The sequence below is a fragment of the Rickettsiales endosymbiont of Trichoplax sp. H2 genome, assembly GCF_009690945.1.
GTDB lineage: Bacteria > Pseudomonadota > Alphaproteobacteria > Rickettsiales > Midichloriaceae > Aquirickettsia > Aquirickettsia rohweri.
This window is the reverse complement of sequence record NZ_NPHZ01000001.1, coordinates 41,829-66,267: the sequence shown is the minus strand read 5'-3', so window position 1 is coordinate 66,267 and position 24,439 is coordinate 41,829. Positions and strand designations below refer to the sequence as shown.

Sequence of the window (24,439 nt, the reverse complement as noted above, 5' to 3'; positions counted from 1 at the left end):
ATTACTTTTGAAATTCTAAATTACCATCTTTTAAAGAGTAAATCTTATCTGAATTTTTTGCAACATCCATATCATGAGTTACTATAATCGTTGTAATTTTATATTTCTTCGATACTGATCTCAATATTTTTGATATGTTTTTTGTATTTGTTACATCCAAATTGCCAGTAGGTTCATCTGCTAAAACTAATTTTGGTTTATTAATTAAACTTCTAGCAATGGCTACTCTTTGTTGTTCTCCACCTGATAATTGATTTGGATAATTATTTACCTTATCCTCTATTTTTAACTCTTTAAACAGCTCTTTAGCAACAGCAGTGGCTTTGTTTGATCCTATACCTAATATGCTTTGAGGTATAATAACATTTTCTAAAGCAGTAAAATCTGGAAGTAAATTATATGATTGAAAAATAAAACCAATAAATTCTCTTCTTAAAATAGTTTGCTTACTCTCCGAAATTTTTTCACAATCAATCCCATTAATTGTTATTGTACCTGAATTTGGAATATCTAATAACCCAATTAACTTCAGCAATGTACTTTTACCCGACCCTGATGGTCCTATAATTGATATTGCCTCACCTTGTTTAATATCTAAATTAATTGCTTTTAGGACTTTATAGTTTTCCTTATTAAATATATAACTCTTACTAATATTCTTTAAAGATATTAAACAAGCCACTACTTATACACTAGCTAGTTAGCTTTTTTTCATTAAACATTACATGTTTCCTTAATACAGGGTCATACTTTTTGAAATTTAATTTTTCCTTTAGCTGTTTTGGATTTCTTTTTTTAACAAAAAAATACCCACTTCCTTCGCTACTAACTAACTTAACCAGAATCGTATTTTTCTTTGCCATAATTCATTACTAAAAACTATTACTTTGCCAGTATTATAGCTAATGTTTTTTAATCTTCAACTTTTAACATATTCCAATATTTTATATATAACCTAATACTTTCACCTAAATCATTATGTATGATGCTTTTATCGATAACTTCAGGACTTGGAAAAATAGCTTTATTATTTTTAAATTTTGAATCTAATAAATTTTTTGCTGCTAAATTAGGTATACTTAAACCAATTTCTTCTATAATTTCTTTAGCAATATCTGTTCTACAAATAAAATTAATAAATTGATACGCATTTTCTTTATTTTTTGCATTTTTTAATATTACAAAATTATCCATAGAAAAAATTGCTCCTTCTTTAGGATAAATAAATTTTAAATTTTCATCTTCAAGCATCGCCTCATAAGCATCCCCATTCCAGCTCATACCGACTACTATATCTTCGCTTAAATAATATTGTTTAGTAGATTCAGCTGCAAACAGACTTATATTTGGAAGTACAGATTTTAACTTTTCATATGCATTTTTTATTTCTTTTTCATCTACAGTATTAGCATCATAACCTAATAAATTTAATGCTATATGAAACACTTCTCTAACATCATCAAGTAATAAAACTTTTTTCTTATATTTTGGATCAAATAAGTCATTCCAACTATCTATCTTTTTATCAACAAATTTTGGATTATACATTATTCCAGTAAACCACATTACATAAGGAATACTAAACTTATTTTTAGGATCAAAATCTAAATTCAACACATCCTTATTTATATTTTTAAAATTAGGAATTTTTGACTTATCTAGTTCTTCAAGCATATTATTTTTTGCCATTTTTTTTATAAAGTAAGTAGAAGGAAAGACAATATCATAACTAGGTTGCTTACCTAATAACATTAACTTTGCATACATTGTCTCATTATTTTCATAAGAGGACATAAAAACTTTTATGCCAGTTTCTTTTGTAAACTTATTAATAATTCTATCTGGAATAGAAGAAAACCAACCGTATATATAAAGCTTATTAGCAAAAGCCATATTAATGTTAAATATTAATATTAATGTTATAATAAATTTAATCATATCTATCTTTTAACAAAGTTTGTGATAATAAAATGAAGAGTATAGAAACTACTAGCATTAATGTACATATTGCATTTACTTCTGGTTTCACACCTATTCTTGCATAAGAAAATATAGTAAGAGGTAATATTTCAAATTGCGGACCACTTACAAAGTAACTAACTAACACATCATCAAGCGATAAAGTAAGAGATATAAGAAAAGCAGCTAATATATTTGGTAATATTAAGGGAATAATTATTCTCTTTAATATATTAAAATCACTTGCCCCTAAATCCCTACCTACTTCAATTGTGTTTTTATCTAATCCCTTAAACCCTGCAAATATTGTAATTATTGCAAATGGTAATGCTAATGTTATATGGGAAATTAATAATGTAGTGAAACCTAACTCAAAATTTAATAACACAAATAAAAATAGCAAACTAACTCCAAGTATTATATCTGGAAACATGATCATTATCTGTATAAAAAAATAAATTATTTTCCTACCAATATATTTATATCTATAGAAACTAAATGATGCAATTGTAGCAATAATACAAGTGCAAAAAGCAGATAAAAACGCAATTATAATTGAATTCTTCATGGATTCAATTATAGCAACGTTATCAAAAAGTTTTAAATACCACTTAAATGTAAATTCCTCCCATTTTACTGATATCTTTGAATCATTAAATGAGTTCATAACTAAAATAAAAATAGGGAAATAAAGAATAAAAATAAAAGTAGTCAAGTATATATATTTTATTTTTTTCATCATTACTTATTATTATAAAAATTAATTTTATAACTTTCTTTTTGGAGTATAATTCCAAAAACAACAAAAATATAAAGCACTATACTAATAGCAGCACCTAAATTCCAGTCATTGTTAAGTAAAACCTGATCCTTTATTAAATTTCCAATTAATATATTTTTTGATCCTCCAAGTAAATCAGATAAATAAAACATCCCGAGTGACGAAAGCATAACCATTGAACAACCAGACATAACACCATTACTACTAAGAGGAAAAATAATTTTTATAAAAATCTGCAACAATGTAGCCCCTAAATCTTTTGCCGATTCTATTGTAGAATTCTCTATTTTTCTCAAAGATAAGTATATTGGAATTATCATAAACGGTATTAAAGTATAAATAAATCCAAATATCACAGCACCTTCACTATAAAGCATGTTGAATGGTAATTTAATTACTCCAATTGTCATTAACATTTTATTTAAAATTCCATTTAATTTTAAAATAAATATTATTGAATAAGTCCTAATTAAAGAACTAGTCCAAAATGGTATTATTACTGCTATCAATAGTAAATTTTTAATTATTTTATTTTTCTCCCTATAAATGATAAATGCATAAGGATATCCAATCACTAAACATAGCAGTACGCTTATTATTCCTATCTTTAAAGAATTAATATAAACCTTAAAGTAAAGTGGTGAAAAAGCCTGAAAAAAATTTTCTATTGTAAAAGTGAAACTAAATAACTCACCATATTCTTTTTTAGTCATACTTATAAAAACAATTAATAAATTGGGTATGACTGCTGTTATAAAAAGCCATAATAAAGTATTGAAAATAACAACTTTTTTAAAAATATTATTATTCTTCATCTTTCAGAATAACCTCCCAACCATCAATCCAATTGATAGTTATATTTTCACCAACTTTATAATCAAAATCTTCATCATCTTCATCAAAAAATTCACTAGCTTTAATAATTTTGCCACTTTTAAGAATTATTGATGATTCAAGTGTTGCACCTTTATATGTTGTATTTTCAACCTTACCAATCAATACATTTTTTAAAGTTTTAGAATCTTTAATAGTTTCAGTTCTTAGGTCTTCTGGCCTAAATAATAATTTTACCTTTTCACCAATTTTAAAATTATAACGATTTTCTGTTACATAAGTAACTTCATTTTCAACAAAAAGAGTAATTTTTTTAGAAGTAATTTTTACAACTTCAGCATCAAAAATGTTTATCTCACCCACAAATTTTGCCACAAACATGTTACAGGGAGTTTCATACACATCTCTTGGCGTTCCTATTTGCTCTATCTTCCCTTCACTCATCACCACAACCCTATCAGCTACAGATAGAGCTTCTTCTTGGTCATGCGTAACTAAAATAAAAGTAATACCTAAATCTTTTTGCAGTGTCTTAAGTTCCATTTGCATTTTTTGCCTTAGATTTTTATCAAGGGCACTTAATGGCTCATCTAAGAGCAAAATATGAGGTTTTTTAATTATTGCTCTTGCTATTGCAACTCTTTGCTTCTGTCCACCAGACAATTGATCAGGCATTCTAAATAACAATCTCTCTAAGCCAACTTTTTCTGCTATTTCATAAACCTTTTCTTTTATATAATTTTTAGATTTACCCTCAACAACTAAGCCAAAAGCAATATTATCATAAACATTCATATGAGGAAATAATGCATAATTTTGAAAAACAGTGTTGACTTTTCTATTTGAAGGTAATGTATTATTAACTTTGATTTTGTTAATCGAAATACTTCCTGAATCTGGAATCTCAAACCCACCTATGAGCCTGAGGAGAGTAGTTTTACCACATCCAGATGGACCTAGTATTGCTATGAATTCACCATTATTTACAGATAAATTAATATCCTTTATTACCTCATCTCCATGGTAATTTTTAGATATATTACTCAGAACCAAGATTGGAAAATTGTTTTTCAAGTTTAAAATACCCTCCAATATTAAATTATGCTAGATTGGCAAAAATCTCTAACAAAGCTCTTTAATATACTTATTTTTTTATATTTATCAAAGCAAAATTGCAATTATATCAATAATTTTGCAAATCGTCATTGTGAAGAGACTTAGCGACTGTAATAATCCAGAAAACTAAAAAGTGACAATAAAAAAAGCAGAGCAAATGCCCTGCTTTTAAAAATTTTAAAAGTATTAAATATTAGAAATTTAATTTAATACCAGTCATAATGATATGACCTTTGTTATTATTTTCAGGATTAGCTTTTTGAGTAGCTTGATTCATTTTGAATGAAGCAAATTCAACATAAGGTAATACACCTGGAGCAACTTTATAGTCAACACCTAACACTGTGTTTCTAAGTTTGTTGAATGCAGATTTTTTATTATCTGTAGCACCTTTTTTACTTTGTAAATGAGTTAAACTTACAGATAATGGACCATTTGCATATCCAACACCAGCTGTCCAGTAACTTGTTTTACCATATTGACTTGAATCTTGTTCAACAACATCATATTTACCCCAGTCACCATAAGAGCCACCAACTGTGAATCCTTTATAACTTAAGTTTGTTCCAACTTCAAAAGCTCTAAGATTTTTATGTTTTTTACCATCAGTAGTACCTGGAGAATTAACATTTTGATTTTTACCAAATTGGCTAACTGCAGCTAATTTAACGCCAACTTCTTTAACTTCAGTTGTATATGATAAACCTGCTTCAAAAATATTTTTAAATCCAGATGCATCTTTAGTTAATCCAGCAACTTGAGAAGCTGTACCAAAAGCTTTTGTATTTGGAATGAATGTTGCACCAAATCTAAAACCAGAGAATTCTGGAGTATAGTAATTTAATTTAGCAGCATTAACGCCCCTTAAACCAGATGTACCAAGCTCATTTGTTGGAAGATTTGCAGTTTGTACGAATGTTTCCTTAGTATCTTTTCCATCGAATGTTGCAGCATTCCAATAATATTGAGCATCACCATTAATACCACCTGTTGCACTTGCAAAAGTTCCAGCATTAACTTTCATTGATTCAGAAGCACCAGTATAGTTACCAACTTCAACTCTACCATAACCACTTTCTAAGAAAGCCATTACCTGCTCTGCAACACTTCTCTCATTATCTTTAAGATATACTTCTTTTTTAGATTTAGACGTATTTGCGTTTAATTTAACTAAACCACCATATTTCAAACCATCTTTAACTTCACCTTTAATATTAAAGTTAATGTATGCATCAGTTGCAATGTTGTTATTTGCTAATTTGTTTCCTGCATCAGGTCCACTCAAAGCCTTTCTAAATGCATCTCTTTGATGTGTATTTACAAATTTTGAATCAATAGACCCAGAAATTGATGTTTCAACATCTCCAGCTTGAGCAGTAAATACAACAGCACCAGCTAAAGCAGTTGTTAATAAAAATTTATTCATAATAGTATTACTTATATTTGTTAAGTTAAGTTACAATATATGCTAAAAATGCAAAATTCAAAGCAATATGCCTAAAATTCATTAAAATAAATCTAGTGTGTTGTTTTTTTACTACACTTTTGAAGTGTTTATTGTGAATCAGTCCAGCAATCCAGAAATATATCAATAAAAATTAAGTGAGGCAATATTTCTGGATCACCACAGTTGATATGCAACTTCGTGATGACTGTGGATAGTATTACACCTCCCTTCGTGATGACTTTGGACGGTATGGTCCCCACCTTCGTGATGACTAAATCAAAATTATTATTGTGAACAATATAATTACCCTCCATGTCATTGCGAGCGCAACACAGTGAAACGTGGCAATCCGGGAAATTATACATATACAAAGAATTGCTATTGTAATAATAAAAGAAATCACTTAAATTCAAATGAAATACAAATACTGATGATTCATGGGCAGTTATTTTTTAACTCTAAGCAATTTATTAATTTATTTATCCTTACCAATATTTGCTATTATCTTAAGTAGCTTGGTTTTCAAATTTACATCGTTAAGCTCTAACTCTAAAAGTATAATACAACATTTTAGTGCTGGAGTTGTATTCTCAGCTTTATCAGTTGAACTAATACCAGAACTATATAATACACCACATAAAGCTCAATTAATATTAGGATATATTATAGGAACAATTCTAATGTTGATCATACAAAGAATATTTAGCAATAATCATTCACATTCTAGTAAGTCTTCAACATCATTATTAATTGCTGTTGCAATAGATATATTTATTGATGGCCTATTAGTTGGGATCAGTTTTGCAATAAGTGTTTCTAAGGGCTTTATTATAAGTATTGCTCTATCGCTTGAATTACTTTTCTTAGTTTTATCTGTCGATTCTTCATTACAAAAATCAGGTAAAAATTTTATGGCAATAATAAAAGTTAATCTTATATTTGCTTTATTAGTATTTATTGGATCAGCTATAGGATTAACATTTCTAAATGCTTCAAAATCAATAATGGTTTTAATAACATCTTTTGCTTCTGCCGCATTATTATACTTAGTTACAGAAGAATTACTTAAGGAAGCTCATGAAGAAAAGGAAACAACATTTTCAACATCAATGTTTTTCTTAGGCTTTTTGATTATTTTATTATTGAAATAATAGCTGTAATTGCAATCAAATACTATAAAGTGTATGATAACTTTATTTAGTTTGAGTCATTGCAAACGAACGAAGTGAATGTGGCAATCCAGTAATATAAAACAAATATTATTTATGGATCACCACGCCACTAACGTGGCTCGTGATGACAAGTTTGGTCAATCCTATTGCTTGTAACAACAGTAGTGCATATTGCAGTTTGGGTTAATTATGAGAATTTTCTAAACATCTAACCACTACTTCAGAAGCTTTTTCTTGCTTCACTTTTGTTGAACTAAATTTCGATAAAAATAAATCAAAATCTTTTAATTGCTTAGTAATTTTTTGCGAATCATCAATTAAATTGATTGATTCCTCAAGTAGATTATCTAAATTAAATTTTTCTTGAAGCAACTCAGGTATCACCATTTTATCCATTATAATATTACATATAGTGATATACTTTATTTTTAATTTTTTCTTAATAAGATAAGCTGTTAATATATTCATCTTGTAAAAAACTATTATAGGTATTTTTTTTACAATTGATTCCAGCACGCTTGTACCAGATTTACATAATATTAAATTACTAATATTAATTAACTCCTTTTTTTCATCATCTTTCTTTGTTATAAGCACATTCTTAAAAGGCAAATTCTTTTTAATTTCATTCTCTAAATGCTGCAATGTAGGTATTATAAAAAATACATCTTTAATGCTTTGAGTCATCTTTATAATATATTGCTTAATAATAGGTAAATGATATTTTAATTCATTATTCCTACTTCCAGGAATTATTGTGATGACTTTGTTATTCGATAAGTTATACTTCTTTCTAATGTTTTGCTTCTTAGATATATCAATAAATGAATTATTATTTATAGTGTGATTACCGACATAACTACATTTCAAGCCAACATTATCAAAATATTTTTTTTCAAAAGGAAATATCACCATCATATGATCAAAAAGTTTGGCACACTTCTGAGCTCTTTCAGGTTTATATGCCCATACCGTAGGAGCTACATAGTGAATTATTGGAATATTAAATTTTAGAAACCTTCTTCCCAATTTTACAAGAGGAAAATTAAATCCAGGAGAATCTACTGTTATTATTAAGTCTGGCTTTATTTTCTTGATGTAGAAAAAAGTCTGAAATAAACGAAATATAATTTTCAATATTTTTGGTATAATTTCTAAATATCCTGTAATAGATAATTCATCATTAGGAAAAATGCTCTGCATTTTTCCTGCATCTATCATTTTTTTCCCTGCAATCCCATAAAATTGAAATTCGTAACTCTTATATTTTTTTAATGAGTTTATTAAATCTGCTGCTAAGATATCACCTGAAGCTTCCCCTACTGAAAAGAATAATTTATAATTTTTTTTCATGTTGTTTGGTGTTATATGAAATAATTTCTTTTAAAATCTCAGTATCATATTTTTTTGGTGGGATTTTCTTTTTAGTTATCCATTCGTAAATATCATTATCTGGAGCATTTAGCAATTCCTGATAATCTAACGTAGATTTAGATTCTAACTTCATTAAAAATTTTTCTGCAAAGCCTCCAAGTATTATATCCAATTCTTTACATCCTCTATGCGTACTTTGGTATAATAACTTCTTTTTTAAATTATTTTGATCCATTATCTTGTGAAGTTTCTATCTTTTAAAAAAATATTACTGGATCATCAATCACAAGCCCTGGTTTAATAGAATACTTGCTTGAAATAGCATCGAAATCTCTTAACTGTACATTAAAATAGTCCAAAATATTCTTAGCTGAGCCAGGAATAAAAGGCTGAAGAAAAATAGCTATAACTCTAATAACTTCAGATAAAATATATAGAACTGTATGCATTCTTTTAACATCTGTTTTCTTCAATTTCCATGGTGCTTCTTCATCAATATAAATATTTGCTTTATTACTCAACATCACTATCTGTTCTAACACTTGCTTTATGTCCTGTTTATCTATCAACTTCCTTATAATAGACAGTTGCTCATAAGCATAATTTAGCAAATCTTGATCTTTATTATTATATTTACCAGGGTTTGGAATTTTTTGTTCACAATTTTTAAATATAAAACTTGTAGTTCTATAAATAAGATTACCAATTTTATTTACCAATTCCGAATTTAATCTTTCAACAAAACTATCTTCTGAAAAATTGCCATCATTACCTAAAGTTATTTCTCTTAAAAGATAATACCTAAAATAATCTAAATTATATTTATCAATAATTTCATATGGATCAATTATATTCCCTATTGATTTAGAAATTTTTTCACCATTATTTGTCCACCACCCATGAGCGAAAATCTTTTTTGGAACTTTAATACCTGCAGCCATTAAAAATGCTGGCCAATATACGGTATGAAATCTCAAAATATCCTTTCCAACAATATGCAATTCAGCTGGCCAAAAACAACTATCGTCTTCACTAAGTGCAGAAATATAATTAAATAATGCATCTAACCAAACATACATAATATGCTTATCATCATTTGGAACTTTTATCCCCCATTCAAATGATGTTCTTGAAATCGATAAATCTTTCAGACCAGATTTTACAAAAGATATAACTTCATTTTTTCTACTTTCAGGCATTATAAAGTCTGGACAATCATTATATAATTTCAATAATTTGTCTTGAAAAGATGATAGTTTAAAAAAGTAACTTGGCTCCTCTATCCATTCTACTGATGCACCTGATGGTGCCTTACCATCTATTAATTCTGCTTCAGCAAAATATGCCTCATCTCTTACTGAATACCATCCTGAATATTTATCTAAATATATATACTTATTTTCTACAAGCTTATTCCAAATATTTTGTACAAAAAGCTTATGCCTTTTTTCTGTAGTTCTAATAAAATCATCATTAGATAAGTTTAAATCTTCTGTTAACTTAACAAAGTTATAAGCTATCTTATCTACATATTCTTGAGTTGATATAGAATTTTGCAATGCAGATTTTTCAACTTTTTGTCCGTGTTCATCAGTACCAGTTAAAAATTTAACATCATAACCATCTAATCTCTTAAATCTAGCGATAGCATCAGCAACAATATTTGTATATGCATGACCTATATGTGGTTTATCATTTACATAATAAATAGGTGTAGTAATATAAAATGTTTTTTGCATTCAACTTTAACTTAATCTCTAACCATCTGGATTAATAGTATGATTACCCTTTTTCATAGAAAATTGTAATTGAGGTTTATCAACTTTACCTGAATTACCAACAGTACCAATTTGAGTTCCTTTATTAACAATTTGTCCCTTCTTAACTAAAAATTTATCTAAATGCGAATAAGCTGTCATATAGCCATTATTATGCCTTAATATTATCAAATTTCCATGATCTTGTTGTTTACTTGCATAAACAACTTCACCTCTTGATGCCGCCTTAACAGGAGAGCCTTTACTAGCACTAATATTTACTCCTTCATTAAATTTCCCATCATGGTCGCCATATCTTTTAATTACATCACCTTCAATTGGCCATATAAAATTCTTAGACTTCGCAGGATTTTGATTCTTAAAAAATTTATTATCTTTTTGTGATTCAACAACTACACCTTTCTTTGTCGTTAAAATATCATTAACTTCATCGTTATTCTCATTGACTTCATTTTTTTGTTCACCTTCTAAATTCTCATCATCATAAATTTCTGAAGACTGAAAATCAATATGTTTATAATTACCTGTTTCCTCAAAACCATCTTTTGTTTCTGGAATTTTTATATAATCATCCGCATATATTTCTGAGTCAATAGATAAACCATTTTTTTTAGCTAATAAATTTATATCAATATCATGTACCCTAGCTATACTTTCAAGTGTGTCATTTGGTTTAATTAGGTAATAATTTCCAATAGGAATCTTTACCGTTGTTCCAGCCTTTATGTCATCGTATGATTTTAGTGAATTTAACCTCTTTATTTCTTTAATTGGCACCTGATTTTCTTGAGCAATTTCACTAATTGTTTTATTGCTTTCTATTTTAACAAATTTATACTTCTCATTTTTACCAAAATAAACAAATTGGTTGTTTTCAATTTCTGCAAATTTATCTACTGAGCTACATCCAACCAAAAAACATAGTAAAGTTATTATAAAGTAATTATTTATATTTGATTTCATATAATGTTACTTTTTTATATTAGGTGAATTATTAGCTAGCATAATTTTATTTTCTTTGTGCAACATGTCATTAATCTTCTTTTTTTGCCTATTAAATGCTACTAATTTTTGACCTTCTAATGGATTAGAAATAAGTGGTTTTACTTTAATAGGATTAATTGGCTTACCATATTTTCTAATTTCATAGTGTAAATGCGCTCCTGTTGAACTACCAGTACTTCCAACATATCCAATAATATCTCCTCTTTTAACACGTTTACCACTTCTAATGCCTGTTTTAAATTTACTCATATGAGCATATAAGGTTGAATATTTACTATTATGCTTTATAGCAAGATATTTACCATATCCTGCTCCATATCTCACTACTTGTATAATTCCGTCACCTGCAGCCATAATAGGTGTACCTGCTCTTGCAGCATAATCAACACCTTTATGCATTTTCTTTCTCTTTAAAATAGGATGGAATCTCATACCAAAACCTGAAGAAATTCTAGCGTTTTTAATAGGCTTACTCAAAAGGGAATTTTTCAAATTACTACCATCACTATGATAATAACTAATACCACCTTTACTATCCTTATATTGATAAACCTCATATTTACGGTTTCTTACCGATAAATATGCATAAATTATATTTCCACTATCAATTATTTTTCCATCACTATTTTCTTTGTAATCAAATAATATTTTAAATTCGCTGTCAGGCTTTATTTCTTTTTTAAAATCAACATCATTGCTAAGTAATTTTATATAATCCATTACCAAACTAGGAGAAGCACCTTCTGAGATTGCAGTATTATATAAACTTTCATTTACATAACCTTTAACAAGCTTAGATTTATTTGAAAAAACTTGCTTTAACAGCTTAAATTTATAAGTATTACTACTTTGACTTAAAGAACCCTCAATAATTTTGTCTTCAACATGCATAGCAAAGTTGTTTGGCAAATTTCCTATTTTAACTTTTTCCCCATTATTTGATGAAAAAATAAATTTCAAATCCTGCCCAACATTAAGACCTGTTAAATCATGTAGTTTATTTATTTGCTTAGATATAGAATACGAATCTCCTGTATTAAATCCAATATCAGAAAGAATCTTTATTAAAGTATCACCTTTTCTTACGCTATAAGAATATTCATTTTCTAAAAACTGTGAATTATAAGAATATTCATTCAAACTATCTTGCTCGGCACCTAAATCTAAAGCTTTATTAATTACATTAACATCATCATTAAATGCAATATTAATGCTAATACGTCTAGTTGTGTTGAATGATTCTTTATCTTGAACACTAAAAATAAAATTTGCAATAATGCAAAATAATGAAAAACCAAACAAAAAAAAGTTAATTCTTTCAAGCTTTGTTAAACTTAAAAAGTAATGCATTGAAAAACAATATATTAGATATTAGATATATAACCATAAATTTTATAATTTTTCAAGTCTTAATAACGATTAATCCTATAGTTTACAATTCATCTTTTTCTAAATCATACGCAGTATTAATTGATTCTTTTATTCTTTTATCTGCTGAAAAAAGCGCTTCAGCAAAAGCCATAACCATGTAATGTGCAATTTTTTGACTATTCAAACCAACATTTAAGTTAGCATTTTTTCCTACTGTTTCATATTTATGTTGCATATTATTCTTAAAAAATTTACCAATTATTTCATTTTGATATACAATAAAAGGAGCAACGGAAATATAAAGAACTTGATTACAATTCTTAGCAAAATCTTGAAATTTATTTAAGGTATCTACCGTAGTAGCTCTACCCTCTTTTTTCTCATCTTTTTCAGCAATCACAGGAATCATTTCCACTTGAGAGCATTTATTATTTATTTTACAAACACTATAATATTTATCTTGAATCAACTCTTTTTCAGTAACTATTTCTACATTGTATTTTTTTCTTACTGATTCTATATATTCCTCAGGACCATCATTATATTTATTCGAATCAACAGCCCTTGTTCCAGTTAACAAAAATAATTTTTCTATCTCAACTCCATAATCGTTAATTAACTCTACTAAATAAACAAATCTTTCTTCCATATTTGGAGCTGTTGAGCCAAGCAAAGCAGCACACTGATATTGATGAAGTTTTGGATTTTTTGCAGAAATAAAATTTAATTTTTTAAAATTATCAATAATTATTGCTGCAACATCTCGTGTTATCCATGTAGGTACTAATGATTCTGATCTTTCTTCCCCACTCTGCCTAGCTCTAAATTTCTCTTGAGTTACCTTTACAAGCTCTTCCTCAGCTTTAATTATCATTTTACTATCAATACAATTACCAGATATATATTCACTTGGAAACTCAGGTTGAGCTTCTTTTAACAAATCAATAATTAAATTTGATTGTTCACAAAAAGCAGATAAATAATCATCATAATCTTTTGAAAAAATACATAAGATCTCTTCTATACATGAAGTCATAAAAACACTTATTAATTGAATAATTAACTTTAAAAAGTATTATATAGCAAATATCAATAAAAAATAATATATAAATTTATGAAAATTGTTTTTATGGGCTCGCCTGAATTTGCATGTCCAACTCTTGAAAAATTAGCTAACTCTAATAATGAAGTAGTTGCTGTATATACAAAAGCACCAAAGAATTCTGGACGAGGCATGAAAGAAGTAAAAAGCGCCATACATAAGCTATCTGAAAAATTTTCACTGAATATATTTGTCCCTAAAAAATTAAAAGACCCAGATGCATTAAATCAATTTAAAGAGATAAATCCTGATATTGCAATTGTCGCAGCGTATGGCTTAATAATACCTAAAGAATTTTTAGAAATACCAAAATTTGGCTTTATCAATATACACCCTTCTGATTTGCCTAGATGGAGAGGTGCAGCCCCAATTCAACGCACTATAATGGCAGGCGACAATAAAACCGCTATTTGCATTATGAGAATGGATGAAGGATTAGATACAGGGGATATTATTTTAAGAAAAAAAATTATTCTGGATAATACACTAACTGCAAAAGAATTACATGATAAGTGCAGTAAATTAGGTGCCGATATGATATTAGAAGCACTAAAGTTATTTGAAACAAACAAGGTTATTTATAGAAAACAAGATAGCATAGGTATAACTTATGCAGAAAAAATTTCTTCACAAGAAGAGTTATTGGATTTTAACTTAACTGCAGTTGAAGTAAATAATGTTATACGTGCATTAAGCCCTAAACCAGGGGCATATTTTATATATAATAATGAGATAATTAAGATAATTTGTGCAACAACTGAAGAAAATAATGAAAAACATCAACCTGGAACAGTAATTGATAACAATCTTAGTATAGCTTGTAAAGATAGCATATTAAAGCCTACATTATTACAAAGACAAGGAAGAAAAATGATTTATACTGATGCGTTTTTAAGAGGATTTAATATCACTAAAGGCACAAAACTTAATAAATAATAATGTTATATCATTTAAAATCATATACAAATTTATTTGAACTTATTCTATACAAAATATGATGAGATAAAGGATGCGTTAATTTAAGTTTAGGATGAAAAAAATCTCCATTAAAATCTCTTTTCATTTCTAACTTCTCCATTAATTTTATAGAACGAACATTTCTTGGAACAGTAAATGATACAATTTCATCTAAGTCACATTTTTCAAAACCATACTTCAATGATGATATAGCAGCTTCAAATGCATATCCCTTACCCCAATGCTTAAATCCTAATCTCCAGCCAATTTCTACGGCTGGTGTAAAATTCGCTTTCCAATCAGTATAATTTAAACCAGTAAATCCTATTAATTCATTATTACTTTTCAATTCCAAGGCCCAAAGTGAATATCCATATCTTTTATGGCCTATATTTGATTGTTTAATAAAATTATTAACTTCTTCTATACTTAAACTAGAAGGTAAAAACTTTAATACCTCTTTTTCTTGATTTATATTATAATAAGCCTCACTATCTTTGAGGGACCAAGTGCGTATTATTAGTCTCTTAGTCTCTAATACTATCACACTCATTATTGACTTTTATTTCTTATAACAAATCTCTTTAGCTTTATTTACTATTTCTTCAACTGATGGAAGTGCTATTTTTTCTAAATTTGCTGCATAAGGAAGCGGCACATCTTTTGCAGTTACTCTTGTCACTGGAGCATCTAAATAATCAAATGCTTTTTCAGAAATTTGCGCTGAAATCTCTGAACCAATGCCAGAAAAATGCCACCCTTCTTCCACTGTAAGAGCACGATTTGTCTTCATAACTGAATTTACAACAGTGTCTATATCCAAGGGCCTTATAGTTCTTAAATCAATTACCTCAGCATCTATTCCAATCTCTTCTAGTTTTTTAGCTGCTTCAAGCGCTAACTTAACTTGAATTGAGAATGCAATAATAGTTATATCTTTTCCCGATCTAACTACTTTTGCTTTCCCTATCTCTTCCACAAATTCTTCTTCATGAACCTCATGAGTATCACCATATAAAATTTCATTCTCAAGAAAAACTATTGGATTTGGATCTCTAATTGCCGCTTTAAGCAACCCTTTATGATCTGCTGCAAAATATGGAGCAATCACTTTTAGACCTGGCACATGCGCATACCAACTAGCATAACATTGAGAATGCTGAGCACCAACTCTTGCTGCTGCTCCATTTGGTCCTCTAAACACAATTGGACAAGATATCAAGCCTCCAGACATATAATGCGTTTTAGCAGCTGAATTAATAATTTGATCAATTGCCTGCATTGCAAAATTAAAAGTCATGAATTCAACTATTGGCTTAAGACCTGCAAACGCTGCACCAACACCAATCCCAGCAAAACCATGCTCTGTTATTGGAGTATCAATAACTCTTTTAGGACCAAACTCATCTAACAAACCTTGAGTAACTTTATATGCCCCTTGATATTCTGCAACTTCTTCCCCCATAACAAAGACATCAGCATCATTTCTCATCTCTTCTGCCATAGCATCTCTAAGAGCTTCTCTTATAGTAATTTTTTTCATAATTATTTATTAAACATTTTAGTTAATTTTGCTATTCTCATTCCAAAATATTCTGCCGTTTTTATATCACTAATATTAGTTTTATTATCTTGATATTTTTTAGGAGATTCTGCCATTAATCCGACCCAACTCCCAAGTTTATTTAATTCAGTATCATAGCCATTTACCTTACTATTACTTTTTAAATCTAATCCTGTCCAAATCATACCATGTTGTTGGGCAAAAACAAATATTGACATTAATGCATTTAACTTATCACCACTTAATGCAGATGAATGAGTAAACCCTGCTGCAAGCTTATTTCTCCACCTCCCATTGTCCCAAACACCAGTGGTTGAATCCATAAATTTCTTTATATTAGCTGAAACATTACCAAAATATGTAGGTGTTCCAATTATTATAGCTTCAGATTCATCAAGTAAATTTATATTATTACTGATAAATTCAGACTCATATGTTTCCGAGTTCATACCTTCTTTTTTTATTCCAACTTGTATATGATCAGAAAGCTGCTTCGTAAAACAATTTTTATTATTATAGATGATTGCAATCTTATTTTTCATTAATAACCTATATAAAACCTACTTATAAACATCTGTATACAATTCATCTAAACTTGGCTCATTGCTATTTTGTGCATAATCAGCACATTCCCTCACCTTACTTTTTATATCTTTTTCTACTATTTTTAATTCTTCTTCTATATTTTTAATATTTTTTAATATATATGTCCTCATAGAAGCAATAGGATCATGATTTGTCTTATAATCCTCTACCTCATCTTTTGACCTATATTTAGCAGGATCAGACATCGAATGTCCTCTATATCTATAAGTTTTTATTTCCAATAAAAATGGCTCTTTATTAGTTCTAATATAGGTTTCAGCTTCTTTTACAGCATCATATACTTTAAAAAAATCCATACCATCTACTTGTTTTCCTGTTATACCAAATGATTCTCCTCTTTTATATAAATCTTTAACACTTGAAGCCCTTTCTACAGAAGTACCCATGCCATATTCATTATTTTCAATTATATATAAAACTGGCAATCCCCATAGTTTAGCCATGTTAAATGATTCATATACTTGTCCCTGATGACAAGCTCCGTCACCATAAAGTGTTACTGATATACAGTTGTTTTCCTTATACTTATGAGCAAACCCTAAACCTGTACCTAAAGAAACTTGAGCCCCAACAATTCCATGCCCCCCATAAAATCCTTTTTCCAGATCAAACATATGCATTGATCCACCTTTACCTTTTGAACATCCAGCCTCTTTACCTAACAACTCTGCCATAATGCTCTTTGGACATGCACCTGCTGCAAGCATCAAGCCGTGATCTCTATAACTCGTAATTACCGTATCTTGTGGATTTATAGCTTTTGCTATACCCACTGCAACTGCTTCCTGCCCGATATATAAATGGCAGAAACCACCTATTAATCCCATTCCATACAATTGACCAGCTTTTTCCTCAAATTTACGCAAAAGCAACATTTTTTTATATACTGAAAGTAACTCTTCATTTGTAAAATTTATTTTTTTACTCATTGTAACTTAAAAAATTAATTTTAATTAAATAGTAGCACGGATATTATATTTAATTAAAAATAAATACAATACTTCAATAAAATTTATTACTGAACCTAAAAAGATTAATTAGACAATTATAAAATTTTAAACAAAGGTTTAGCATCATCATCTGACTTCTTACCAGAGATCATATAAGAAATTTCAGCTTCAATTTCATTATTTTTAATGTAGTTAGCACTTAAAATTGTTTTATTTGACTTAAATTCTTTTTCAACTTTAAAAATATTATCAGATATAGCTACAATTTGAGGTTGATGTGTTATAAGTATAACTTGCATTTTTTTTGATAATTCTTTTAATTTATTACCTATCATTATAGCTGTTTTCCCACCTGTACCAGAATCTATTTCATCAAAAATAATAGTTTTATTGCCAAATTTATTACTTGCAACTAACTTCAAAGCCAGCATAATTCTTGATATCTCACCACCAGAAGCCATTTTATCAATGCTAAGAAAATCTTGCTCTGGATTGGTCTTTATTAAGATATTAATTTTGTCTATTCCAATAGGCGTGACTAATTTATTTTCTATTATTTCAATTTTTAAATCAAAATTCTTCAAATTTAAATCATTTGTAATTTTTAATATTTTATCCCTGAAAGAAGGTGCTGAATCTTTTCTTAAATCACTTAATTGTTTTGAATATTTCAAATAATTTGTTTTTAATTCATTTATATTATTTTTTATTCTCTCTAAATCAAATGTTGCATCTTCTAAATTTTCAAGCCTTCTCTTAGAAGATTGTATTACCTCTGAAAATTCCGATGAATTAATATTATATTTTCTTTCCAGCTCCTTGATTTTAAAAAATCTACTTTCAACTTCATCAACATTTAAAGAATTTTCGTTTAAATTTTCACAGATCGATATCATATCATGATCAAGCGATTCCAATTCAAATATTATTGATTCTAAATTTTTATCAAGAGCATTAAATACATCTGAAAATTTTACCAATTGTTTATGCATATTCCAAAGTTCAGAAATAATACCACCATTATTATCCATTAATTTCTTTGAAGATCTTTGGCTTATTTCAATAATCTTTGAACTCTCTAATAAACTTTTTCTTTTAAGAAATAATTCATCCATTTCATTATTCTTAACATTTAAAAGCTCTAGATCTTTAATTTTATTATTAAGATATGCTTTTTCATATTCATTTTGCGCAACAGAATTTTGCAAATTTTCTAATTGCTTTTCAAATAAAGATATTTTTTGATAAATATTTGAAACCTCTTTCAATAAATTAGGATTATTGATGTATGAATCTAAAATTTGCACATGAGAACTAGATTCTAAAAGTTTAATTTGATTATGTTGAGAACAAATTTCGCATAAATATTTTTCTATAAATTTAATGTTATCAACTGTAGTTAATTGGTCATTAATAAATATTTTATTTTTACCATCAAAACTAATTACTCTTCTAATGGATAATATTTTTTCATTATTAATTATATATCCTGTGTTGATTAAATGATCCTTAATTTTTACATTATCAGATATATCAAACTCAGCTGTTATTGAAGTAATTTTTAATTTATCCTTAATCACACTAGAATTAGACTTTTTTGCAAATATAGAAAGAAGCGCTTTTAATATTATAGATTTACCAGCTCCAGTTTCACCAATTATACTTGTCAGACCTTTTTTAAAGTTTATTTCTAAAAAATCTATTAGGATAAAATTCTTGATATAAAGATTAATTAACATTTTTCAAAAAATCATCTTTATTAAGTTAAATATAATGTTATCAGTAATCTTATATTATGTTTTTATTCTTTTTTATCTAAAATGTTATTTATATTTTTGGCAATATCATTAACACTAGCTTTCAAATCATCTAATTCATTATTGTTGCCACTAATATCACTAGTTTTTGTTTCAGATTTTGAATTAGATTTACCATTTATTAAAGAGTTTATACTTGCAGGTATATTAGACAAATCAAAATTTTTGAGACTTGGTATTTTTAAGCTAAAATTACCATGGCTACCAACACTTAAAAAGAAATATAAAATCCCCAATATTATTAAGGTTCTTATTCTTAAAAAAGCTAAAAATAAATCAAGCATAACTTAATAAGGTTATAAAAATATTATATAATAATAGGTTAAACAAAGTAGTCAATTTTTACAAGGATTAATTATTTAGTTATAAGTTTATAAGCTATGAATATGAAAAAAAGCAATATTAAAATTTTACCATTAGTTTTAGAACCAGATCCTATACTTCATAAAAAGTCTAAATTAGTAAAAAATATAGATCAAGAAATAAAAGAATTTTCAAACAACCTTATTGCTACTATGCAATATCATAAAGGACTTGGACTTGCTGCAGTACAAGTTGGAGTTTTAAAAAAAATTATTGCTGTAGATATAACCAATCTAGGAAGAAAAGGAGATAAATTTCTTGATATTAAAGAAGGTCCAAAAATTTTAATAAACCCTGAAATAATTGAAAAATCTGATGACAAAAAAATATATGCTGAAGGATGTCTATCTTTTGGCAATATATTTCCTGAGGTAGAAAGAGCAAATAGAGTAAAAGTTAAATATTTAGATTTAAATGAAGAAGAAAAATTTTTAGAAATATCAGATAATATTATTTCAGCATGTATACAACATGAAATCGATCATACTAATGGAATAGTATTTTTAGATAGATTATCAAGAATAAAGAGAGATTTCATGATGAAAAAATATATAAAGTGGAGAAAAAATATTTCAAATAGTCAATAATTATTTCTTTTTATTAAAATAGTTATAAATTCTACTAAACCCTATAGTAAATCCTCCATTTCCTGTGACATTTACAGCTGTCCCAAAAGGATCAAAGAGCAAATATATAACGGTTATCACTCCAATCATTTCAGGTGAAAAAGCCAAATATTTTTCAAGTAAAGGTGCAACAATTAATAATACTCCACCAGGTACAGCTGCCACTGCAAATTTTGAAATAGCATAAAAAAACGCAAAAATCACAAAAGATTCAAATGACGGAACTTGTGAATTAAAGGTTTTTATAGTTGCAAAGATTAATATTGTTATGCCAATGGCACTACCAAGAGTATGCGTGTTAATCACTGCTGGTATAATTGCCTTGTATATTTTAGACTTGTTTTTAAAAATCTTTTCCATTGCCAGTAATAAAACACTCATTGCAGCTGCACTTGAAATTGCACTAAATCCTGTAAATGCAGCTGGCATGACATTTTTAAAGTACATTAATGTTTTCTCAAGATTAAATTTAGATATTATAAAGTAAAATATAGATAAATATGAAATTTGAACTAATAATATTATAACAAGAACTTTGCCATAAGATTTAATTGCATATTCTAATACATCTTCATGTTGAAGCTTAAATATAAAGCCTATAACAAATAAAGGTAAAGTAGGTATAAAAAATTTTTTTAAAAATGCAGTTGAAATACCACTCATTTTTTTAATAATGTTCTCAACTTTTTTATGTCTCCAAAATGAAAATATAATACTAAACATGAGACCAAACAACAATGCTTGATCATTTGTAACTACAGCAGGTATATTCATTATCCAAAGCGGCATAAGTAAATTTTGATTATTGGAAATATGCTTTTCCGTTATTAAAAAATCTAAAAAAGTATTTCCAACAAAATAGCCTGTATAAATAGCTAAACTATTAGAGATAAATATGCACAAAATCAGAAGGCCAACAAACTTAAAAATATTCCCTTCAAGTAATAACAAACTACTTGTGATAAAAGAAAAGATAATAAATGGCAAGATCAGCAATAAAATTGATTTTAATATTAAGCTGATTGATAAAAATAATTCTTTAATTTCAACCGAAATATAATTGCCAAATGTATATGTAAAAATTAAAATAAAAAATAATGCTAGTGGTAATTTAAATTTTTTCATATAATACGCAATGTATTGTAAATTTTAAAAAATAAAAACACTATTTCATGATTGAAATCAAGCTAAATAAAAATATAAAGAAATATAACAATAAAATTTCTGGTAAAGATCTACTAAAAGAAATTGATCAAAGTCTGCATAATAATTGTATAGCTATTAAAATAAATGGTGAAATTAAAGATTTATCAACAATAGTAGATAAAAATAGTAAAGTGGAATTCATTTTTTCTTCATCATCTGAAGGTATAGATATTATAAGACATGATGCTGCTCATGTTTTAGCTCAAGCCGTTAAAACATTATATCCAGAAGTAATGGTTACAATTGGACCAATTATTGAGAATGGATTTTATTATGATTTTGCAAATATTAAACCATTTACAGAATCAGATTTAGAAAAAATCGAAACTGAAATGCAAAAAATAATAGATCAAAAATTTCCAATCACTAGAAAGGTCGTCACAAAACAAGAAGCAATTAAATTTTTTCAAAATCAGGGAGAAAAATATAAAGTTGAGATAATTAATTCTTTCCCTGATAATGATGAAATAACCATCTATACACAAGGAAATTTTTCAGATTTATGCAGAGGACCTCATGCACCTAATACAGGATTTATTAAAGCATTTAAATTAATGAAAATAGCTGGAGCTTATTGGCGTGGAGATAGTAAAAATGAAATGTTACAAAGAATATATGGTACTGCTTGGTCTGATAAAAAACAACTTAGAGCGTATTTACAAATGCTTGAAGAAGCTGAAAAAAGAGATCATAGGAAACTTGGTAAGCAATGTAATTTATTTCACTTCCAAGAAGAAGCACAAGGCTCAGTATTTTGGCATCCTAAAGGCTGGGATTTATTTCAAAGACTAATTAATTACATAAGAACTAAACAAAATCAAAATGGATATTTTGAAATAAGCACTCCTGAGATAATGGATAAGAAACTTTGGGTAGCATCTGGGCATTGGGAAAAATTTAGAGAAAACATGTATACAGCGAGTACTATTGACGAAAATAAAATTTATGCCGTGCGCCCAATGAATTGTCCTGGTGGAGTACAAATTTATAACCAAGGAATTAAAAGCTATAGAGATTTACCACTTAGATTAGCTGAATTTGGAAAAGTTCATAGATTTGAGCCTTCAGGAGCATTACATGGCTTAATGAGAGCTAGGGCATTTACACAAGATGATGCACATATTTTCTGCACTAATGATCAAATTACTGAAGAATGCATTAATGTATGCAAGCTAATAAAAGAAATATATAAAGATTTTGGATTTGATGATGTTAAAGTAAAGTTCTCTGACAGACCAGAACAAAGGATAGGCTCTGATGATATATGGGATAAGGCAGAGGCTGCACTACTCACTGCAGTCAAAAAACAAAATTTACCATATACGTTAAATAAAGGTGAAGGAGCATTTTATGGACCTAAATTAGAGTTTGTTTTAAGAGATGCTATAGGAAGAGATTGGCAATTAGGCACTTTACAGGTAGATTTTAATTTACCAGAGAGATTAGATTCCAATTATATTGATAAAGATGGTAAAAAATATAGACCAGTTATGCTTCATAGAGCATTATTTGGCTCAATTGAAAGATTTTTAGGCATATTAATGGAGCATTATTCCGGTAATTTACCTATATGGCTTGCACCTACTCAAGTAGTAATAACTACTGTTACTGATGAACAAAAATGTTACGCAAATAAGGTTTTTGAGATATTAAGAAGCAAATTTATAAGGTGTATCACTGATTTTGAAAATGAAAAAATTACATATAAAATCAGAAAACATTCTGTTGCAAAAGCACCTATAATCATAATTATAGGCAAAAAAGAAGAGGCAAACAATTCAGTTTCAATAAGAAAATTAGGAAATAAAAATCAAGAAGTACTTGAGTTAAGTCATTTTGTAGATAAATTAATAAATGATATTAAACAAAAAAGGAGCTAATTATATCAAAAAATACTACTAATATTAAAATTAATTCAGATATTAATTCTAAAGAAATTCGTCTTCTTGATAATAATGGGCAAATGTTAGGAATAGTAAATATTGAAGAAGGATTGCGCATTGCTCAAGAGAAAAAATTAGATTTAATAGAAATATCTCCAAATGCAAGCCCTCCTGTTTGCAAAATCTTAGATTTTGGTAAATATAAATACGAAATCAGAAAGAAAGAACATGAAGCTAAGAAAAAACAAAAAACAATTGAAATTAAAGAAGTAAAACTTAGACCTAACATTGCTATTGGGGACTTCAATGTTAAATTAAACAACACAAAAAAATTTATAAACAGTGGCAATAAGGTTAAGATTACTCTTTTTTTTAAAGGAAGAGAGATTATGCATGAAGATGTTGGAATCAATATAATGAAAAAATTTAAAGATTTAGTTTTAGATTTTTCTAATATCGAATCTGATATTAAAAAAGAAGGAAAACGAATTTTCATTATAATTGCTCCTAAAAAAAAATAATTTATAT

The 24,439-nt window shown here is 27.7% G+C and carries 25 protein-coding genes; 5 read left to right on the top strand and 20 right to left on the bottom strand.

Annotated elements, in window-relative coordinates; genetic code table 11:
- Position 1: 1 nt before the first annotated feature.
- From h2es_RS00385 to h2es_RS00355, 7 genes are all read right to left on the bottom strand, one after another.
- A complete protein-coding gene (locus h2es_RS00385) occupies positions 2 to 682 on the bottom strand; it encodes an ABC transporter ATP-binding protein (protein WP_126044702.1) in 681 nt (226 codons plus the stop codon).
- Between the two features lie 10 nt (positions 683 to 692).
- Complete coding sequence (rpmG, locus tag h2es_RS00380; RefSeq protein WP_126044703.1) at positions 693 to 863, bottom strand: 50S ribosomal protein L33; 171 nt, start codon at positions 861 to 863, stop codon at positions 693 to 695.
- A 49-nt stretch (positions 864 to 912) separates the two neighbouring features.
- Complete coding sequence (locus h2es_RS00375) at positions 913 to 1,938, bottom strand: ABC transporter substrate-binding protein (RefSeq protein WP_154510377.1); 1,026 nt, start codon at positions 1,936 to 1,938, stop codon at positions 913 to 915.
- Positions 1,931 to 2,626: an ABC transporter permease subunit gene (locus h2es_RS00370; RefSeq protein WP_195909933.1), complete on the bottom strand. Its 696-nt coding sequence runs from the start codon at positions 2,624 to 2,626 to the stop codon at positions 1,931 to 1,933. Before h2es_RS00370 ends, h2es_RS00375 begins: the two co-directional genes overlap by 8 nt.
- 74 nt (positions 2,627 to 2,700) lie before the next feature.
- Entirely contained in the window at positions 2,701 to 3,555 is an 855-nt protein-coding gene (locus h2es_RS00365; protein WP_154510372.1) for an ABC transporter permease, read from the bottom strand.
- The gene (potA, locus tag h2es_RS00360) at positions 3,545 to 4,648 is read right to left on the bottom strand and encodes a spermidine/putrescine ABC transporter ATP-binding protein PotA (RefSeq protein WP_230204218.1); all 1,104 of its coding nucleotides are present in this window, start codon (positions 4,646 to 4,648) and stop codon (positions 3,545 to 3,547) included. The genes h2es_RS00365 and potA overlap by 11 nt, the downstream gene beginning before the upstream one ends.
- A 235-nt stretch (positions 4,649 to 4,883) precedes the next feature.
- The gene (locus h2es_RS00355; protein WP_154510366.1) at positions 4,884 to 6,116 is read right to left on the bottom strand and encodes a porin; all 1,233 of its coding nucleotides are present in this window, start codon (positions 6,114 to 6,116) and stop codon (positions 4,884 to 4,886) included.
- Between the two features lie 458 nt (positions 6,117 to 6,574).
- Here h2es_RS00355 and h2es_RS00350 point away from each other — a divergent pair, with 458 nt between their 5' ends.
- Complete coding sequence (locus tag h2es_RS00350) at positions 6,575 to 7,288, top strand: ZIP family metal transporter (protein ID WP_154510363.1); 714 nt, start codon at positions 6,575 to 6,577, stop codon at positions 7,286 to 7,288.
- Between the two features lie 204 nt (positions 7,289 to 7,492).
- Here h2es_RS00350 and lpxB read toward each other — a convergent pair whose 3' ends face one another.
- From lpxB to h2es_RS00320, 6 genes are all read right to left on the bottom strand, one after another.
- Positions 7,493 to 8,662, bottom strand: coding sequence for a lipid-A-disaccharide synthase (lpxB, locus tag h2es_RS00345; protein ID WP_154510360.1), 1,170 nt, complete (start codon positions 8,660 to 8,662; stop codon positions 7,493 to 7,495).
- On the bottom strand, positions 8,646 to 8,918 hold the full coding sequence (locus h2es_RS00340; protein ID WP_154510358.1) for an FAD assembly factor SdhE: 273 nt from the start codon (positions 8,916 to 8,918) through the stop codon (positions 8,646 to 8,648). The genes lpxB and h2es_RS00340 overlap by 17 nt, the downstream gene beginning before the upstream one ends.
- Before the next feature lie 22 nt (positions 8,919 to 8,940).
- The gene (gene metG, locus h2es_RS00335) at positions 8,941 to 10,422 is read right to left on the bottom strand and encodes a methionine--tRNA ligase (RefSeq protein WP_154510355.1); all 1,482 of its coding nucleotides are present in this window, start codon (positions 10,420 to 10,422) and stop codon (positions 8,941 to 8,943) included.
- Positions 10,423 to 10,440: 18 nt separating this feature from the next.
- Positions 10,441 to 11,424 carry a M23 family metallopeptidase gene (locus tag h2es_RS00330; protein WP_154510352.1) on the bottom strand — a complete coding sequence of 328 codons (984 nt, stop codon included), beginning with the start codon at positions 11,422 to 11,424 and terminating at the stop codon, positions 10,441 to 10,443.
- A 6-nt stretch (positions 11,425 to 11,430) separates the two neighbouring features.
- Positions 11,431 to 12,816: a M23 family metallopeptidase gene (locus h2es_RS00325; protein ID WP_154510349.1), complete on the bottom strand. Its 1,386-nt coding sequence runs from the start codon at positions 12,814 to 12,816 to the stop codon at positions 11,431 to 11,433.
- A gap of 82 nt (positions 12,817 to 12,898) precedes the next feature.
- Positions 12,899 to 13,873: a hypothetical protein gene (locus h2es_RS00320; RefSeq protein WP_154510346.1), complete on the bottom strand. Its 975-nt coding sequence runs from the start codon at positions 13,871 to 13,873 to the stop codon at positions 12,899 to 12,901.
- A 78-nt stretch (positions 13,874 to 13,951) separates the two neighbouring features.
- On the opposite strand from h2es_RS00320, the gene fmt reads away from it, so the two are divergent.
- A complete protein-coding gene (gene fmt / locus h2es_RS00315; protein ID WP_154510343.1) occupies positions 13,952 to 14,875 on the top strand; it encodes a methionyl-tRNA formyltransferase in 924 nt (307 codons plus the stop codon).
- A gap of 10 nt (positions 14,876 to 14,885) precedes the next feature.
- Here fmt and h2es_RS00310 read toward each other — a convergent pair whose 3' ends face one another.
- The 6 genes from h2es_RS00310 to h2es_RS00285 all read right to left on the bottom strand — a co-directional run bounded on the left by h2es_RS00310 (position 14,886) and on the right by h2es_RS00285 (position 20,117).
- Entirely contained in the window at positions 14,886 to 15,449 is a 564-nt protein-coding gene (locus h2es_RS00310) for a GNAT family N-acetyltransferase (RefSeq protein ID WP_154510340.1), read from the bottom strand.
- A 9-nt stretch (positions 15,450 to 15,458) separates the two neighbouring features.
- Positions 15,459 to 16,439, bottom strand: coding sequence for a pyruvate dehydrogenase complex E1 component subunit beta (locus h2es_RS00305; protein WP_154510337.1), 981 nt, complete (start codon positions 16,437 to 16,439; stop codon positions 15,459 to 15,461).
- Positions 16,440 to 16,441: 2 nt separating this feature from the next.
- A complete protein-coding gene (locus h2es_RS00300) occupies positions 16,442 to 17,002 on the bottom strand; it encodes a flavodoxin family protein (protein WP_154510334.1) in 561 nt (186 codons plus the stop codon).
- An 18-nt stretch (positions 17,003 to 17,020) separates the two neighbouring features.
- On the bottom strand, positions 17,021 to 17,995 hold the full coding sequence (pdhA, locus tag h2es_RS00295; protein WP_154510331.1) for a pyruvate dehydrogenase (acetyl-transferring) E1 component subunit alpha: 975 nt from the start codon (positions 17,993 to 17,995) through the stop codon (positions 17,021 to 17,023).
- Positions 17,996 to 18,111: 116 nt separating this feature from the next.
- Positions 18,112 to 19,755 (bottom strand): DNA repair protein RecN, encoded by a 1,644-nt coding sequence (locus tag h2es_RS00290; protein ID WP_154510328.1) that lies wholly within the window; start codon positions 19,753 to 19,755, stop codon positions 18,112 to 18,114.
- Between the two features lie 62 nt (positions 19,756 to 19,817).
- Complete coding sequence (locus h2es_RS00285; protein WP_154510325.1) at positions 19,818 to 20,117, bottom strand: hypothetical protein; 300 nt, start codon at positions 20,115 to 20,117, stop codon at positions 19,818 to 19,820.
- A 96-nt stretch (positions 20,118 to 20,213) separates the two neighbouring features.
- Between h2es_RS00285 and def the strand changes: the two genes are divergently transcribed.
- Positions 20,214 to 20,783: a peptide deformylase gene (def, locus tag h2es_RS00280; protein WP_154510322.1), complete on the top strand. Its 570-nt coding sequence runs from the start codon at positions 20,214 to 20,216 to the stop codon at positions 20,781 to 20,783.
- On the opposite strand, the gene h2es_RS00275 is transcribed toward def, so the two are convergent.
- Complete coding sequence (locus h2es_RS00275; RefSeq protein ID WP_154510320.1) at positions 20,784 to 21,947, bottom strand: cation:dicarboxylate symporter family transporter; 1,164 nt, start codon at positions 21,945 to 21,947, stop codon at positions 20,784 to 20,786.
- 47 nt (positions 21,948 to 21,994) lie between these two features.
- Between h2es_RS00275 and thrS the strand changes: the two genes are divergently transcribed.
- Both thrS and infC read left to right on the top strand, forming a co-directional pair.
- Positions 21,995 to 23,908, top strand: coding sequence for a threonine--tRNA ligase (gene thrS, locus h2es_RS00270; RefSeq protein ID WP_154510317.1), 1,914 nt, complete (start codon positions 21,995 to 21,997; stop codon positions 23,906 to 23,908).
- Positions 23,908 to 24,432, top strand: a complete 525-nt coding sequence (gene infC, locus h2es_RS00265; protein WP_326844989.1) for a translation initiation factor IF-3 — start codon at positions 23,908 to 23,910, stop codon at positions 24,430 to 24,432. Before thrS ends, infC begins: the two co-directional genes overlap by 1 nt.
- Positions 24,433 to 24,439: the final 7 nt, after the last annotated feature.